At 43.2% G+C, this 17,023-nt stretch carries 16 protein-coding genes; 6 read left to right on the top strand and 10 right to left on the bottom strand.

Annotated elements, in window-relative coordinates; all coding sequences use genetic code 11:
* The first annotated feature begins 131 nt into the window (after window positions 1-131).
* A complete protein-coding gene (locus MNV_RS03900) occupies window positions 132-1,118 on the top strand; it encodes a tetratricopeptide repeat protein (protein WP_456303691.1) in 987 nt (328 codons plus the stop codon).
* A 21-nt stretch (window positions 1,119-1,139) separates the two neighbouring features.
* Here the strand turns inward: MNV_RS03900 and uvrB are convergent, their stop codons facing one another.
* The 5 genes from uvrB to minD form a co-directional block, all read right to left on the bottom strand.
* Window positions 1,140-3,074, bottom strand: a complete 1,935-nt coding sequence (gene uvrB / locus MNV_RS03895; protein WP_143311618.1) for an excinuclease ABC subunit UvrB — start codon at window positions 3,072-3,074, stop codon at window positions 1,140-1,142.
* A 395-nt stretch (window positions 3,075-3,469) separates the two neighbouring features.
* A complete protein-coding gene (locus MNV_RS03890; protein WP_256999937.1) occupies window positions 3,470-5,434 on the bottom strand; it encodes a type II secretion system F family protein in 1,965 nt (654 codons plus the stop codon).
* Between the two features lie 5 nt (window positions 5,435-5,439).
* A complete protein-coding gene (locus MNV_RS20485; RefSeq protein WP_256999936.1) occupies window positions 5,440-8,355 on the bottom strand; it encodes a type II/IV secretion system ATPase subunit in 2,916 nt (971 codons plus the stop codon).
* An 8-nt stretch (window positions 8,356-8,363) separates the two neighbouring features.
* Complete coding sequence (locus MNV_RS03880) at window positions 8,364-8,552, bottom strand: hypothetical protein (RefSeq protein ID WP_096204063.1); 189 nt, start codon at window positions 8,550-8,552, stop codon at window positions 8,364-8,366.
* Window positions 8,553-8,554: 2 nt separating this feature from the next.
* The gene (gene minD / locus MNV_RS03875) at window positions 8,555-9,340 is read right to left on the bottom strand and encodes a cell division ATPase MinD (protein ID WP_096204062.1); all 786 of its coding nucleotides are present in this window, start codon (window positions 9,338-9,340) and stop codon (window positions 8,555-8,557) included.
* A 177-nt stretch (window positions 9,341-9,517) separates the two neighbouring features.
* Here minD and MNV_RS03870 point away from each other — a divergent pair, with 177 nt between their 5' ends.
* The 5 genes from MNV_RS03870 to MNV_RS03850 all read left to right on the top strand — a co-directional run bounded on the left by MNV_RS03870 (window position 9,518) and on the right by MNV_RS03850 (window position 12,446).
* Window positions 9,518-9,985 (top strand): hypothetical protein, encoded by a 468-nt coding sequence (locus MNV_RS03870; RefSeq protein WP_096204061.1) that lies wholly within the window; start codon window positions 9,518-9,520, stop codon window positions 9,983-9,985.
* A gap of 101 nt (window positions 9,986-10,086) precedes the next feature.
* Entirely contained in the window at window positions 10,087-10,374 is a 288-nt protein-coding gene (locus MNV_RS03865) for a hypothetical protein (protein WP_096204060.1), read from the top strand.
* A gap of 240 nt (window positions 10,375-10,614) precedes the next feature.
* The gene (locus MNV_RS03860) at window positions 10,615-11,325 is read left to right on the top strand and encodes a hypothetical protein (RefSeq protein WP_179293791.1); all 711 of its coding nucleotides are present in this window, start codon (window positions 10,615-10,617) and stop codon (window positions 11,323-11,325) included.
* The gene (locus tag MNV_RS03855) at window positions 11,315-11,665 is read left to right on the top strand and encodes a hypothetical protein (RefSeq protein ID WP_096204058.1); all 351 of its coding nucleotides are present in this window, start codon (window positions 11,315-11,317) and stop codon (window positions 11,663-11,665) included. The genes MNV_RS03860 and MNV_RS03855 overlap by 11 nt, the downstream gene beginning before the upstream one ends.
* Before the next feature lie 7 nt (window positions 11,666-11,672).
* Window positions 11,673-12,446 (top strand): hypothetical protein, encoded by a 774-nt coding sequence (locus MNV_RS03850; RefSeq protein ID WP_096204057.1) that lies wholly within the window; start codon window positions 11,673-11,675, stop codon window positions 12,444-12,446.
* 31 nt (window positions 12,447-12,477) lie between these two features.
* Here MNV_RS03850 and MNV_RS03845 read toward each other — a convergent pair whose 3' ends face one another.
* The 5 genes from MNV_RS03845 to MNV_RS03825 form a co-directional block, all read right to left on the bottom strand.
* The gene (locus tag MNV_RS03845) at window positions 12,478-13,185 is read right to left on the bottom strand and encodes a hypothetical protein (protein WP_096204056.1); all 708 of its coding nucleotides are present in this window, start codon (window positions 13,183-13,185) and stop codon (window positions 12,478-12,480) included.
* Between the two features lie 104 nt (window positions 13,186-13,289).
* Entirely contained in the window at window positions 13,290-14,450 is a 1,161-nt protein-coding gene (locus MNV_RS03840) for a pyridoxal phosphate-dependent aminotransferase (RefSeq protein ID WP_256999938.1), read from the bottom strand.
* A gap of 136 nt (window positions 14,451-14,586) precedes the next feature.
* The gene (locus tag MNV_RS03835; protein ID WP_096204054.1) at window positions 14,587-15,951 is read right to left on the bottom strand and encodes a flavin monoamine oxidase family protein; all 1,365 of its coding nucleotides are present in this window, start codon (window positions 15,949-15,951) and stop codon (window positions 14,587-14,589) included.
* A gap of 158 nt (window positions 15,952-16,109) precedes the next feature.
* Window positions 16,110-16,517 (bottom strand): type II toxin-antitoxin system VapC family toxin, encoded by a 408-nt coding sequence (locus MNV_RS03830; RefSeq protein ID WP_179293790.1) that lies wholly within the window; start codon window positions 16,515-16,517, stop codon window positions 16,110-16,112.
* Window positions 16,501-16,779, bottom strand: a complete 279-nt coding sequence (locus MNV_RS03825) for a hypothetical protein (protein ID WP_096204052.1) — start codon at window positions 16,777-16,779, stop codon at window positions 16,501-16,503. The genes MNV_RS03830 and MNV_RS03825 overlap by 17 nt, the downstream gene beginning before the upstream one ends.
* Window positions 16,780-17,023: the final 244 nt, after the last annotated feature.

The following is a 17,023-nucleotide window of genomic DNA, read 5'->3' as shown; positions in this document are numbered from 1 at the left end:
TAAATTACATATTACTTAAAATCAGCGGAGTTAAGGATTAATGTGCTCGCCAATGCCGGATATATTATAAAAAAGAAGGATGCCAGGGGGTGCATATAGCCCCCACGTTTTATGGGTGATCCAAGTTTTTCATAGGAAAATCAGTAGCCGCTACATGGTCGCTGAATTTTGAACAGGTAGCACAAGTATCCACGGCTTCTACTGATTTACTGTATGTGAGTGCTTTTTTGAATCCTTTTAGTATTCCTCTCGAACTTATCGCTGCTGGAGCAACAGAGCTTGGTCCGATACTTTCTGTTGCACTCGTAAATATCGAATCTGACCCGGTTGCTCTCGATGAGCTTCTTGAACCACTCACTCAATACTCACTTATCCGACGCAATTCTACTTCGCGCACATACAGCATTCATCGTATGGTACAGGCAGTGCTGAAGGATGGGATGGATACAGACACACGACGCCTCTGGATAGAGCGCGCAGTTAGGGCAGTGAATAGAGCATTTTCTGATACTGATTTCTCGAACTGGAGTCTTTGCGAGAGTTTGCTCTCGCATGTACAAACTTGTGCGGAACTTATCGAAAAGTGGATTTTGGAATCTCAAGAGGCTACAAGATTACTCGATCAAGCCGGGGGTTACCTATGTGAGCGTGCGCGCTTTGTTGAAGCCGAAGAACTCTGTAAGCAGTCATTGGAAATCAGAGAAAAAACATTAGGGCAGGATCACTTAGATGTAGCTGATAGCCTTAATAATTTAGGTGTGCTCTACCATGACCAGGGCAAATACGATGAGGCTGAGCAACTTCATAAACGGGCGTTGGAAATCAGAAAGAAAGTACTAAAGCCAGACCATCCAGACGTGGCTAATAACCTTAATAATTTAGCGCTGCTGTATCATAAACAAGGAAAATACATAAAAGCCAAGCCCTTTTACATACAAGCAATAAAGATTACAGAGAAGTCCTTAGGGCAGAATCATCCAGATTTAGCAACATTCTTAAAAAATTACGCAGGTTTATTACGAAAGATTAACTGGAATCGTGAAGCAGTAAAAATGGAAGCTCGTGCAAAAGCGATTCGTGCCAAACAGAAACAGGCGTCAAAGGTAGCAAAGAACTGAAACGCTGATTAAACTTGTTCATCACATCTCTTTCCTCATCTTCGCTATCCTATCCCTTATCTCCGCCGCATGCTCAAACTCAAGGTTCTTCGCAGCCCTGTGCATCTCAGCCTCAAGCTCAACGATGTAATCGAATATCTCCTCTTTCGGCGGAAGCACTTCCCCGGTAATCTCCCGCTTCTCCACAGCCTTCCTGATTGTCTGCGGCGTGATATTATGCTCACGGTTATACTCCATCTGCATGGCTCTCCTGCGATTTGTCTCGCCTATCGCCCTCTGCATCGAGCCTGTCATATTGTCTGCGTACATGACCACCCTGCCTTCTATGTTCCTCGAAGTCCTGCCTATTGTCTGCAAAAGAGAGCGGTCGGAGCGCAGGAACCCCTCCTTATCAGCGTCCAGTATTGCCACAAGCGCCACCTCGGGGATATCAAGCCCTTCACGAAGAAGGTTTATACCCACAAGCACGTCGAACTCACCCAGGCGCAGCCCGCGAATTATCTCGATGCGCTCAAGCGTCTCTATCTCGGAGTGCATGTATCTCGCCTTGATACCTACGCCGAGAAGATATTCTGTCAGGTCTTCAGCCATCCTTTTTGTGAGAGTCGTGACAAGTACCCTGTGCTTTTTCTCAGTCTTCGCGCGTATTTCCCCTATCAGGTCGTCTATCTGGCCCTTCATAGGCTTTACCACGATCTCAGGATCAACAAGCCCTGTCGGGCGGATTATCTGCTCAACCACCTGCTCGCTGCGGGACATCTCATACTCTGCAGGTGTGGCTGAAACGTACAGCACCTGGTTCACCCTCGCGCTGAACTCATCAAAGGTCAGGGGGCGGTTATCAAACGCAGAAGGCAGCCGGAACCCGTAATCTACAAGCGATTCCTTCCTCGCATGGTCACCTGCGTGCATCCCCCGCAGCTGGGGGAGCGTGACATGCGACTCATCGATCACGATAAGGAAGTCTTTCGGGAAATAATCCAGAAGCGTGTACGGCGGCTCGCCTGCCCACCGTCCATCCATGTGCCGGCTGTAATTCTCGATTCCCTGGCAGTATCCTATCTCCCGCATCATTTCGATATCGAACTTTGTCCTCTGCTCAAGGCGCGCCGCCTCAAGTATTTTACCCGTGGATTTTAGCTCCCTGAGCCTGTCCCTGAGTTCAGCTTCTATTGTGATAATAGCTTCCTCTATCCTCTCCTGCGGCATCACGAAATGCTTTGCGGGGTATATCATCAGGGCATCATGTTCCTTCAGCATTCTTCCGGTAAGGGTATCAAATTCCGATATCCTCTCAAGCTCATCACCGAAGAGCTCTATTCTGATGCCTGATGAAGCATACGAAGGGAATACTTCTATCGTATCCCCGCGCACCCTGAACTTACCTGCACTGAAATCAATATCATTGCGTTCATACTGTATATCCACAAGCCTTGAAAGTATTACCCGCCGTGGCAATTCATCCCCTTTTTTAAGCTGAATGGACATCTCCCGCCATTCCTGTGGAGAGCCGATGCCGTAGATGCAAGAAACGCTTGCCACCACGATAACGTCCCGCCGCTCGAACAGCGAACTCGTGGCTGAAAGGCGCATCCTGTTAATCTCTTCGTTTATGGATGCATCCTTCTCAATGTACGTATCGGTCTGCGGGATATAAGCTTCAGGCTGGTAATAATCGTAATAGCTCACGAAGTATTCCACGGCGTTCTCAGGAAAGAACGCCTTGAACTCGGAATACAACTGCGCTGCAAGCGTTTTGTTATGCGAGATAACAAGCGTGGGCTTCTGCACCTGCTGTATCACATTTGCCACTGTGAACGTCTTACCCGAACCCGTAACGCCAAGCAGGGTCTGGTGCTTCATGCCTATTTCTAACCCTTTGCTCAGGTCTTCGATAGCTTTTGTCTGGTCTCCTTTGGGCTCAAACCCGGATACAAGTTTAAATGCCAATGCAATGCCTCATGATAGTTTGTATGCAGAATGAATATTGTTGTAGCGTGACATATTCTTTCCTAATATTAAACCTCTGAAATCATAGACAAAGGTTTTTATCTCAGCCTGTCCTGATACAATAATAAGTGTATAAATGTCTTTCCAGCAACATCCGCTTCTGATTTTCTTACCCTTATAAACCAACCAATAATTTTGCAACAAGAATTTTAAACACAAAAATTAAGCCATAATAAAGCGTATTTTGCCCTAAATAGGCGAAAATATGTGCAAATTCGAGAGGCGCATCCACTAAAACAAGGATTGAAACTAAATGGCTCACTCCCGTTTATCGGTGCAATTATTGAATTCGAGAGGCGCATCCACTAAAACAAGGATTGAAACATTAGTGAGATAAACCCCTATAACACGAACAGGTTGAACAGGAGATAACCTATCGTCAGCATTATCACTGAATGCTTTAATCCCGATAGGACATTGCCCTCTCCCATTACTCCTGCGATCAAACCCGAGCAGAATCCCTGTATCATCGCGCCGTGGAAGAACATGCGGTTGTAAGTCCCCATCATTTCCCTGGTGAGCCTGAGGGTGCTTGCATGCCCCCCTGAAGAAGTTACTTTTTCACTCGCCTTTACCATTTCCGTGAGGAATGTTGTGGATATGATATAAATGATGCCTATGAATACAAGGAATGATATATAAATAATTACTATATAAATGAACATGCTCATTTTACGCTCGTTCTTCAGTTCCTGCTCAGCCGCGGCATCCCTCGCAGCTACAGTAAGCACCTCGCCTATATCGCCGCTTGATTCGTTGGCTTTCGTCACTAAAGTGACAGAACGCGCTACTATATGCGTTCGCACGCGGTTGGCAAAGCGCCTGAGCGATTCATTGATAGCCATTCCCCATTCGATATCGTTCCATATTTTCCTTATCTCCTTACCCATACCGATATCAGAGCGGGTCATCAGTCTTATCGAGTCGCGAAGAGTCATTCCCGTCTCGTTGGTACTTGCCAGTTTCTTCAGGAAATCAGGTATCTGTGCCTGTATCTTATCCTCCTTGCCCTTCTTGTACTCATGGAAAATAACAAGCGGAATAACTATAATGTATATTGTAAATACTATTTTGTCATCTATGTAGTCTATAAAGTTCGGATTTTTCAACCCCTGTACGATAGAAATGACTAGGTAAATAAGAGCGATCGGCGCGCTTATCGCCAGCGTATATAAAGGATGCTCTTTAAGCGGCTTTAAAGGGTCATGCAGCATCTTTTTTATTTTAATCGAGTCCCTTGATTTTATAAAACTCAAGAAAGTAGTTTTCTCTGCGGTCTCGGGGACGGTTATTTCACCTACAAGGCTCTCGGTGGGTAGAAGAGGCGCTTCCCCGGTAGCGCCGGGTGTAATGATGCCTATCATCACAACGAACATTAATGAACCGATAGGTATCACTGCATATATTATTGCATATATCATCACATTGCTGCCTGAGCCCATTACTGACATCATGACGCCAAGAATGATTATGAACAGGGGTCCTGCCACGAAAGCGGTGACGTATGATTCCGCTATCAGGCCCAGTGTTTCAAGAAATCCTTTCTGTTCGGTCTTCGCGTGGTTGAGGTATTGTTCGGATTTATCCTTGAAATAGGTGGAGATATTGCCGCCGCTGTCTATGACAGTGAGAAGATTGTACATTAGATCCCTGAACTTCTCAGACGGTGTATTCTCGCATATGTTGTGAAGGGCTGTCCTCAAGTCGTTCCCGAAGTAATCCATGTCACGGAGGATAACATCGACTTCCCTGGATGTTTCCCCGTATGTATCAACACATTTGCTGATGGAGCGCAATATTTCAATAACGTTCATCCCGCCCCGGCTCAGCGCATACATGAATGTGACCGCATAAGGCAGGTTCTTATCGATCAGCCCTTTCCTTTCTCCTGCCATGAAACCTGGATAAACCATAAAGAGCGTGTAGGTTATACCTCCGAATAAGGCGGTAAGGAAGATAGTAATGAAAAGCGAGATACCTATAGTCCTGTACTTGAGGAGCCATGCTGTCGAAGGACTGAACGTAAGATGGGTGAACTTATCCGGAAGCCCGACTAAGGATACAAGGATATAAGCTGCTATCAGACCCATGAGCGCTCCCAGAATGCCCATTATCACTGAATAAAATATCGCGTTTGAGATATACATCTCATATGATATCGGAATGCGCGCCTGCCTCATTGCCCTCCGCAGGTCATGGTAATTATCCTGGCGCGCTTTGAACCTGCTGCCGAGCAGCACAAATGGCAGGCTCTTCAGCTTTCGGAAAATTAGTTCGATGTTTTTACTTAAATTGTTTTCCGCCATATCCCTCATAAAGTGATATTCAGCTTGGTGATAACCTTATCTGGAGTAGCCTGGTAATCATGGATGATGGTGGCAATGGCATTGAAATCCGATATCTTGTTGTTAACCATGAATTCAAGTATCTTCTGCCTGAAAACCAGTTCCTTTTTCAAATCCATCGGGCTCCAGCCTCTGCGGATCATAATCTCATTAAGGGCTTTTGATTCCCCTACCCTGAGGAATTTATCGGTCAGCGGGTCCCAGACAAAGATATCGTTCGTCCGTATGTTCCTGGTCGTCGGGTCGATATCCGTGATCTCAACAAGTTTCATATTGCGGCGCGCTCTTTTTCCATTTACGTACGTCTGCGCCTGGATACTTATGATATTGAGCGCCTGTATCATCGTCCTCGGCACGCTTATTGGAGGGTTCTCAAGCCTGTGGATTGCGCTTGCTACCGAGTCCGCGTGCATGGTTGAGAAGGTGGTATGACCTGTGCTCATTGCCTGGAAGAGCGTGAGCGCTTCTTTACCCCTGACTTCGCCAACCAGCAGGAATTCCGGTCTCTGCCGCAGTGCTGCCCGGAGAAGTTCATACATATCTATGCTGCCCCTCCCATCTGCTGTGAACGAATCCCTTGTCACGCCGGGAATCCAGTTGGGATGCGGCAGCTTCAACTCCCGCGTATCTTCCAGTGTAACTATCTTAGCCTGCGCGGGAATGAAAAGAGATACCGCATTAAGTGATGAGGTCTTGCCTGAAGCTGTACCTCCTGCATATATCAGGCTCTTGTTGTTTTCGATGCACAGCCAGAGATAAGCAAGCTCCTCTGCTGAGAAGGTATTCCATTTGATCAGGTCAACAGGCGTTATCGGGATTTCACTGAACTTCCTGATGGTGAACGTAGCACCGTGGGAGGTCACTTCCGTGCCGAGGGTCATCTGGATACGTGAGCCGTCGGGCATGGTGGCATCCACCATCGGTTCCGCTATCGATATATGTTTGCCGCAGCGCTGCGCGAGCCTGATAACGTATGAGTTCAGCTCATTTTCAGTATAGAAGATATTCGTTGGAATATTGGTGTATTTCTTATGGTACAGGTAAATGGGAATATCATGTCCGTTGGCTGAAATATCCTCTATCCTGTCATCATGCATCAGAGGGTCAAGCTTTCCGAAATATATGTAATCCCTTCGTGAGTAGTATAATATTTTCTCAAGGGTCAGGGGAGAGATATCGATGGCATAATCCTTTATCAGGCTCCTTACCTTATTTGTCAGTATCTTATCCTTATCCCCCTCGTCCTTGATATTTTCAACCAGGAGAACATCCTTGAGCCTGTCCTTTATCTCTTTCAGGAACAAATCCTCAAAATCGGAAAGTGTTGGCTCAGCCGCGTAATAGAGATAAGCGTTATTATTGGGATCGAACAGTATTACCACAAAAGCGTACGGTTCGTTAACCCAGTAGCGCTCAAGTTCATTGAAACCCTGGATACCCCCGAATGTTACAAGCGGGCCGTGCAGGGCAGCGTCATAAGTCTCTACTGCTTCAATTTCTTTCGTAAAGAACGTTTTTATCTTTCCCGCTAATGTCTGGGGCGGTTTTTCCTCAAGAAGGCTGGATTGCATTTCCTTAAGCTTCTTGACACGGGTCTCAACATCGGATAGTAATTTTTCTTCAAGAAGCTCAAAAACAGCCTGTTTTTCCGGGGTGAGCTGCTCTTTTATTATGGTTCTGGCATCATCCATCTCAAGACGCTGTAAAAAGTCCTGTGCTGCCCCGGGCGATGCCGCCCCCGCCAGCGATTCAATCTCTAATCTGGTTTCTTCAGGGATTTCCGCTTCTTTCTTCTTATTATGTTTTTTCTCTTTTTTGGCAGGCTGGCCGTCCGCAGGCTTATCGCTGGCTTTTTCTTTTACTGCCGCTTCATCCTTTACTACGGCTGTATCCTTAACAGGAGTTTTCTTCTCTTCAGGTTGCTGGGATGTCTCTTTTTTTGTTACATCTTCAGCCTGCACCTTCGGTGCTTCAGCCTTCTCTACCGGTGCTTTTCCATCCCCGGGCTGCCCGGGGCTTTCCTCCTTTCTTACAGCTTCCGCTTGTGCCGCTGGTGCTGCGGCTGCGGTCTTCACGGCAGATGCATCCTCTTTCCGGGGCTGCTGAATGCTTTCCTCTTTAGTCCCTGCCATTCCCTGTGCAGCCGGAACTTCTGTCCTGTCAGCATGAGAGTCCACCGGTTTTGGCTGGTCCTCTTCTTTAGCTTCAGCTTTTTCCTGCATCACCGGGGCATCAGCCTTTGCGGGCGGAGTCTTATCATCTTCAGGAGGTTGCGAGGTCTTTTCTTTTATTTCCGCTTTTATCCCTGCCTGTTCCGGATCCTCTATCTGTACTGCCTCCTCAGCATGTTTTTTGCCTTTTTCTTTCCTGCCTTTCTTGTGGGGTTTTTTGGGATGTTTCTCAAGGCTTTTGTCTGCGTCCTCTTTTAATACCTCGTCCTTTTTCCCTTCAACCTCCTCAACAGGCTCTTCAAGCTTTGCAGCGATACCGTTATGCTGCGTTTTGTGCATTTCTGCAGGTGGTTTGGGCTCTGAGATGGTTTTTCCATTCCCCTTACCCTGTTCTGCCGCCAGAAAATCGCCAGCCTTTTTTAAAACGCTGGAAATATCCCCGAGGTTTTTATGTCCTTCCCTGGCGACCCTCAGGATACTTTCAAGCTCTTTATAAGCAGCGGAGTCGGTGCTTAAAGAAGACAAATGTTTTTCATATGCTTTCAGTCCATCCCTCTGTTCGATGACCGTGACCAGCTTCTTTTTGAAGTCCTTTACATCCAGTGACGGGTTCTTAGAGGCTATATCCTCTATGAAACTCTGGACATCCTTTTCACCCGGCGATGTAAATTCTGCAAGGAATCCACGCACTCTCTCGCGTATATCATCCATAACTGTGGTTATATATTAATCTTCTTGAAATCTTCTATGTCATTGGACAATCGAATTAATTCTTCACCAGTGATAATGACCCTGTCTCTTAACTCATCAAGTTCCTTTCGCAATTGTTTAATCCTGATCTGCATCAGGAATAACATGATGAAGGAAACAACCAATATTATAGATAGAACCACCGTTACTATGTCCATTTTTATTTACCTCCGAAAACAGTCCTGGCGAGCCGATCAACGAAACTTTCCTTTTCTTCCTTTTTGCTATTTTCCTGAAACTTTTCACCTGCTATAGATGCAGCAAGCCTGCGATATGCAACAGCAGCCGGGGAATTCGGGGCCCTTATGACAATCGGAGTTTTAAATGCTGCGGAGCGTCTTACATTTGCATCTTCAGGTATCATCTCAAGTACTTTTGCTCCTAAAAGTTCTGCTACTTTATTGCGGTTGATTTCGGTTTTTTCAAGTTCAGCCCGGTTTAAAATAACTCCTTCAACAGTCCTCCCCAGCATTTCAGTCAATGCCTTGGTTTTCAATGCATCTGCCATCGATGCAAGTTCAGGGTTAACGACAAGAATAACCTTATCGGCTACTGCAAGCGGGATAACGCCATCCTTACTTATGCCCGCAGGCGCATCTATTAATACGAAATCCATACCCTCTATTATTGCAGTCATGACCTCCCTTAGTTTATCTGGTTTAGAGTTCTGGAATCCTTTCAATGATAGACCGCTTGGTACTACTTTAAGACCACCTGGTCCTTCATAGATGGCTTCGTTTATTTTAGCAGTGCCAGCGAGCACCTCATGCAATGTGATTTTACTTTTCTCAAGCCCAAGTAAAAGACCAAGGTTTGCCATTCCAATATCCGCATCGAGCACTATTGTTTTCTTCCCGAGTAACGCCAGTGAAGTGCCTAGGTTTAGCGTCGTCGTTGTTTTACCTGTCCCGCCTTTACCTGAAGCTATTGTATATACAATTGCCATTATATTCCTTCCTTCGACTAAATTAATAAATATATATTCATTGTGACTTTTTATATATATATATATTTGGGGTTAATATACCTATTCGATAATGATTATATATCATTGTACTCATTATCATTGTGATAACTATATATAGTTGTGGTTTGATAACCTGATTACAGGATTGAGCAACATATGGCAATATTGGAAGTGTTCATGAATTACTGTACCAAGACACTTGAAATTAATTTTGGAACACTGGCAAATGAAATCATAAATAATGTAAAAGCAAAGAAAAATCTGGATGACAGATCAAACATAGGCGATTTTAAGGAATTCATCGATTTGATTGAACTCAATATAAGCGTTCTTTCTGGAAAAAACAGAGCAAATGATATATGTAATTCTTTAAGGAGCAAAGCTGTGGAACTAACAGGAAGCCAGAAGCCACAGGAAACTCTTATGAACAGCGATATCGACAGGGAGATAAGTGCGTTCCTGACTAAAAATTCCCTTCCGACAGAGGGCGATATTATTGATTACTCGAAATATCTGGCAATGAAATACGGCGGGAATGCTAAAAAAGTTGAAAAAGAGATCATTGAAAAAGTCAAGACTCATGTAAAATTAAGTGTAAGCAGAAAAAAACCAGCGAAGAAGTAAGTAACTTTCTGTCAAGATACCCCCAGCCGACACAAAAAGATATTGAAGACTTTAAAAGTTACATCAGCCTGTTAAAACTTAGTTTTAAAGATGATGAATTAATGGAATTAATTGAAAAAGAACGGCTTTACCTTAAATTCCATGGGGAACGCCACATAGCCGAAGAGGCATCTGAACTTGACCAGTTCATTGATATCTTTAAAAGGCACGATAAAAACGACATCAGCAGCGCGATGCAAAAACAGGAGATCAGTTATCTTATTAAAGATGAAGGCGGGGTTTCTGATGAATTATTATCCGAATTCGTTGACCTCATGAAACCCAATGAAAACGATATGAGAGACGCGCTGGAGGGACTTGGTCTTAAACATATGATCAGAAAAAAATAATATGAGACCAATATGAAGATAAAGATTATGAGCATACTTTCAAGAGGATGAATGTCAGGAACAGGAGATGTTGCTTCACAGCCGCCCCGGGAAGAGAAATCACCGCAAGTACAGGCGGAATCTGTAATAAAAGAAATATTTCCACAAAAAATCAAGGAAAAGGTAAAAAGGAAAAATAATACCAAGAAAAATAAAATAAATGTTGCAAAAAGAAAAAAATCCAAAAAAAACGAAGCTGGTATGAAGAAAAAGGCTAAGAAAAATAATAAAGCTACTAATAAGAATCTTATTAAAGATATTAATAATAAAACGGAAGTGGACTCTGATTTCACATCAAAGCCCCAGGAGGTTGAGAATACAATGAATGATACTCAGGAGTCAAACCTAAAGATGGTGGAGGAAGTTGTTAAAAACCATGGCGCTGGAGATGCATTGGGGCCTGTGTTAAAACCAGTAGAGGAAGTCGCTGAAAAAAATACCAGACGGGATAATCCGGAGCTCCCTTCAAAACCTTCGTTAGCTTCAACATATTTCGTATTGTTGATCCTGGCGTCCCTGATATCGTTCCTGTTAGCAGGTTATGTTTATCCCGCAACCGAAGAAGATATTGCAAAAAACAAAATATTCTGGGTTGTCAATGATGGAGATTTTGACAGGGGTCTATTTACTCAATTCTACTCATCCTTAATATTTACCGCATGTGTTTTTGTACTGGGGTTCTATGTGAACTCGACGTTTATAAGATTTGGTCTTGGAGGCTGGAATACATTTAGTACAGGCATTTATATTATGTTCTTATTTGGACTCGGGAAAATAGGGGAACTGACGTATAATCATCAGTTATTCGGTGCATTCAAGAATTTAATCCTGCCCTTCGCTTTGATAATATTAACCTACGCGTCGTATAAAATACTTAAAGAATTAAAAGGAGGATCAAAAAATGCTTCTTAGTGATTTTTATCCCCTGCTTGGTGATTTTTATCTTCTGATTAATAATCATTACCGTTTTATAGCTGCCGTTAATTTGATGGCTGCAGCGGTGTGTGTATTTTATGGAAGAAAAATCTATGAATCGACAAGGGGAGCAACAGAGTTCTGGCTGTTCCTCTCAGCTTTTATTGCCAGCCTTGGGACTTATATGCTTTTAGATTTTTCCAGAGTGACATTTTTAATGCGGTTTGAACCTATCATTTTATCGGCACAGGACCTTGCAATCGCATTTGCTGCCACGTTCGCACTGATATGCGGGGTATATGCAAAGAAAATGTTTAACGAGTTACTGGGAGAATGATGATTGAATGTCTTCCGATTCTCTGAAACTGGTTAAAAATCATCTTGAAGCAAGTATGGGTGACCTTGGTATCAGGATTTACCACAGGTCGATCTCAAAGCTGAATATCAGTGCGAACCCATCCAGAAAAGAACTTGAAGCGCTGATGGCGTACATCGAGACGATGGTGGTGAAACTTTATGGAAATGACAAATCCAAAGCGATTATTGATGACCTGCGCAAAGAACTGGCTGATTTTGATAAATTTTTTGACAAATTCTTCGGATCAAAAATTAAAGATACGATGGATCACTTTTTTGAGATGAAAGGAGTTCCTGGGGAGCCGGAGATCGAACAAATTTCAAAATATCTGATTTCAAATGGCTATGAACAGAATGAGAAAAATCTCAACAAGATGCTTAAACAGTATTCAAAAGAAAAAATCATCCGGGCCTTTAAATGGGGTATAATAAATAATAATATAAAGTCTTTCCTTGATTCTAACCCCGCATATACACAAATAGATGTTGAGTTCTTCATCAACCAGATGAAACAAAACAAGTTCGATGTAGATGACACCGATATAAAGGATAAAATCGAAAAAGAGAGGCTTTTCAGGAAGTTTAACTACATGGAAAGAAGAGAAAGTGAGGACGAAAAAATATCCCGTCAGTGTACTGCATTGTTTAATTCAAATAACAAAATAAATTATGAGTATATTTTTTCGGATAAAGAACTTGTTCAACTCACAATGGATTTTGTATCTGCGACTGTGGACCAGATTCGAAAGGAACGCCAGTGAAAGCTATCCTGATAAAAAATAAGTAAGCGGATTATGCAGTGTTCTTTACTTTGAATAACCGGAGTATCCCGAAAACTGATACAGTTATCAACACTGCAATGACGGAACGATAAACAGCAACAGGTACTTCGAAAACCGGAGCCACGATAAGTCCACCGAATACTGTATATAAAGCAAAACAAATGCCTGCATACATGAACCTTCTTCCTGCCCTTGCCCCGACTATAGTGTTCATCTTTCTTGATAATTCAATAAATGCATACATTGTGACAAATGCGCCCAGGAAGCCCAGGCTGTACCTCTGGGCTAGCTCAGCAAGTTTATAACTTATCCCGGCACTTTCCCCGTATATCGTATCAAGCCCTGCATAAGCTAATAACCAGAAATACATTATCAAGGCTCCAAGCGGTATACCGCGAATCCATCGCCGCTCCTCTATTCCAGCAGATATGATGCTTAATCCGAAAGCGAGCAGCATGGCGAACGAAGTTGTTACAAGAATGAGCTTTATCAGATCATATGCCCAGGCAGGCTGCCAGGCCAAAAACCGCGGGATATCGGAATACTCGGCAAGCCCGTGAAGAAGCCCGAACGCTGCCAGGTACTCAAAATCTTTCATCAATTCAATGTGGCTTGCTCTTTTTTTCCATATCATTATGGCAAAGAACATCATAACGAAGCTTGTGCCGTAAACCAGATAAACAGCCATTTTGACCTGAGGGTTATTCCAGTCTATCATGCGGTAGTCTCCTTCAACCTTTGGTAAATACTATTTGGGGATTTTAATATTTAAATTTAACTCGTGATATGATGATAACCATCATAGTATCAAACATAAATATATTAAACATTCTTATATTTAAGAAGTGCCTTCCTGAACCCCTGTAGAGATTTTTTTATCGTCTCCTTCTTTACACAGAAGGCTATTCTGAAGTATCCACTTCTTCCAAATACTGCTCCTGGAAATACAAAGATCCCTTCCCTGAAAAGTTCTCTAGAAAATACTAGATCATCCACAGGACTTTCTGGGAAAATGTAATACGTGCCTTTTGGCCGTATAAATGAGTAACCGAATTCATCTAAAGCATCACAGAAAAAGTCTCTTCTTTCCTGGTATTCTGCGATATCGGCACGGACTCCCTGTAGATTAGTAATTACCCGCTGCATAAGGGCAGGAGCATTAATGTATCCAAGAATGCGATTTGCAAATGTCATAGCCTCCATAATCTCCCGAGCTTCTTCCATTTTAGGATTGACTGCTGCATATCCTATCCTTTCTCCAGGAATCGATAATGGTTTAGAATAGGCAGCTGTAATAATAGTATTTGAATAAATTTTGAAAATATCAGGAAGCTTAATGCCGTCGTAAACTATATCTCGATATGCTTCGTCAAAGATCAAAAAAATATCTTTTCCAAACTCCTGGCTCTTCTCATATAGAAGTTTCGCAACAGATTCTAAAGTTTTTTCAGGATAGATCTCCCCGGTCGGGTTGTTCGGTGAGTTTAGGATAATCGCCTTGGTACTGGAGTTAATCTTAGATGCTATATTATCAATGTTTATTGTGAAATCCGGGTTTGTTTCCGCTATCCGACAAACTCCACTGTGGTTATCTATATAATAGGGATACTCCACATAACTAGGCGCTAGAATAATAACCTCCTCACCAGGGTTCAGAAGCGCTTTTAAAGCAACATTTAATGCACCAGCACAGCCAGCCGTCATAATTACATGCTGTGCACTGAAAGATAATCCATATTCCTTTGATATGGTTTTAGCTATAGCCTCTCTTGTCTTAGTATAACCTGCCAGAGGTGTATAACGATGCATACCCGGAAAAGGATTATTTACAATGCGCTTCAGTTCCTCAGTAAACTTTGCAGGCGTCTCTATCTCTGGGTTTCCCAGCGTAAAATCGTAAATTTCCTTCTCCCTAACCTTTTCTTCAAACATCTTGGTAACCCAGGATGAAGCAACCATCTTCTCCCTTAGTTTAGTAGAGATTGAGATACAAATACCTCCCTTGAGGGAAATGGATACTCAGACTATATATTCTTTGTCCCCTCTTGATGTCTATAAGCTCATATACATGAACGAGCAAATTGAGCTTTCACTTCCTAAAATCGTTTTTACCGAAGTTTTATATTTGTATTTTATTCATTACATTATGCGCAGAACGAACCGAGCCCTCCATAAATCCCTGGTAGTCTGAAAAGGCTTCACCACAAATATGCACATTTTTGGGACCGTCTTCGCTCAGGGAAAAAGCTTCAAATTTTTCCCTTACTTTCCAGGACTGTACCCCGGGTCTCCAGAGATGGCAGGCAGCACCATAAGGATCCCTGCTCCAATCACGAATACCGTACATTACAATATTACCCGGATCAATGTTCATTCGCCTCGCAAACATCAACGGTAATTCCTTATCGCCGCATATTTCCGCTTCCTCATGATTTTCGGCGTTTACATATCTACTCCAAAAATTAATGTAAGGTCGATCCGCGTATACCATTATGTTCCCCTTTCCAAACTTTTTGGAATAGTGCAGCTCTCTTGCTGGAAAAGGTATCAACCCTTCATTTGTAATGTCCTGTTCCCACCATGGAGTTTTCACAACAAAGAAGCATTTCAGCAACGGGATCTCCATTACAGATTCTAATAATTTTTTAATGTTTTCCGGGATATTTTTTATGGATTTGAGTGAGCGTTGCGGGATCGCCAGTACAACATGCCTTGCACTGAATGTTCTATGGTTCTCAAAGAAAAGAGCGACCTCGTCTTTGCCGGATGGCATGATAGCTGCAAGAGTGTGATTTTTGTAAACCTCTACTCCCTTTTCTTTTGCCTTTTCAAACATGCTGTCAGTGATACGCTGCATCCCGTGTTTTATACCTTTCAGACCTTTGCTCATCTGGAGCATTTTAATCCAGTTAATCATCCAGTCTATGTTAGGGTTTTCCTGCACAAAATGGAAAAAGGTCCCGTCCATGATTATGTACTTGAGAGCATCGTAACTTAACACATCGCTAAAAATATTCCATAAACCCTGCTTCCACAGGTATTCGCCATTATATTTTCCCTCCCGTCTTATGTGCTCCAGCTCTTCCTCTGTCATCGAGAAAATCTGTTCCCTGGACTTATTCAGGATGCGTTGTATAGCGAATGTCACTAAATCTATAGTGGTTAACTCTTTCTCATACTCTTCGAGATTATATACGGTTCGCCGGTTCTGTATCGTCGGACATGAATACTCATGGAAAGTTTCTGTTTCCAGTCCCATATCCTGTATGAGTTTTCCTGTCATTAACTGCTTTAAGGGATCAAATCTCATGGCGCCATACTCAGCGTTAAATCCCTCCATGCTGACAGTCTCGATCCGTCCTCCTATCCTGCTGGTTGATTCAAAAAGGGCTACTTTCTTATCCGGATCGGCTTGCATGCAGCAGTACAGCCCTGCAATCCCGCCTCCAACGATCGCTATGTCGTACTTGTCATGAAATCCCATTCATTTTACCCCTCTTATCAACTTGATAGATTCTGAAATACAAACCGCCCCCGGTTAGTTTATTTATGTGTACATAGGTTATAAATGGTTTGTGCTTGTGTACCTGTATGCTTTTTCTTGTTCAGAGCGTTTCACAAGCTGGCTGAGCATGATAGAAACTATGTAGCGGTTATATTCACCAGTCCTTTAAACTCTCCATCAAAAGTGAAAAGTGTCTTAATATCAAGTCTTTCCATCAGCGCGATATTGGTGCAATCTGTAAAGCTTAGATGCTTATCATTAAATTGTTGGTAGAGTTCCCATGCCCTATCAAAATCTACAGGCTCGATGAAGCGGAAGTTTATCGGTTTCGCCCGCGTGAACATGCCTATGTCATGAGCAAATTTCTTATTGCCGGTCCTGATGTAAGCAAGGGTTACTGCCTCATCGAATATATAGTCGCTGACAAAAACTTTGCCGTATTCACCATGCAACGCAGGTGCCATGAGTGCCATTGCTTTCTTATGGTTTTTATCATCCGCGTTTCTGGCTGCGATGAGCGCGGAGGTGTCAATCAGCAGGCTCATCGATGTCCTCATATACGTACCTGTCGATATTCTCGGACGAGTCGGCAACGCCCCAGTGGAGTGGTTTTTTGAGCATGGCTAATGCTGTGTTCTCCTCTTTCCGGAGGAGCTTTTTGATGTGCGCCGCATCTGCATTTTCTATCAGGGTGTCAAGGATTTTCTGCTCTGTTATTTTGATCCCTGCGGCGCGCAGCTTTTGATGAAGGGTATCGAGAGTGATTTTTGCATCGGAGCTTATTTTGACGCTGGCTGTGTCTAGCATGTTATTTCCGTTTTCTACTTTCTACTTAATAAAAGTTACGATTGTGTAGATAAGCGTACTATTAACACTTTCGGTCAATATTAGCCTTATGGCGCTGGGGTTGTGACCCCAGACCCCTGGGGAAGCGCCGCCGTTGGCGGTGTTTAGCATGAGATCAGCGGTTGCATATAGCCATAACAATCCATACTTGCACGGTATAATAAAATAGTATTCACGTACCTGCTCACCTTTTTTAAGTTAAGGC

This window comes from Candidatus Methanoperedens nitratireducens, assembly GCF_900196725.1.
GTDB lineage: Archaea > Halobacteriota > Methanosarcinia > Methanosarcinales > Methanoperedenaceae > Methanoperedens > Methanoperedens nitroreducens_A.
Note: the sequence above shows the minus strand (reverse complement) of the source record. Positions and strands in the feature narration are given on the sequence as shown.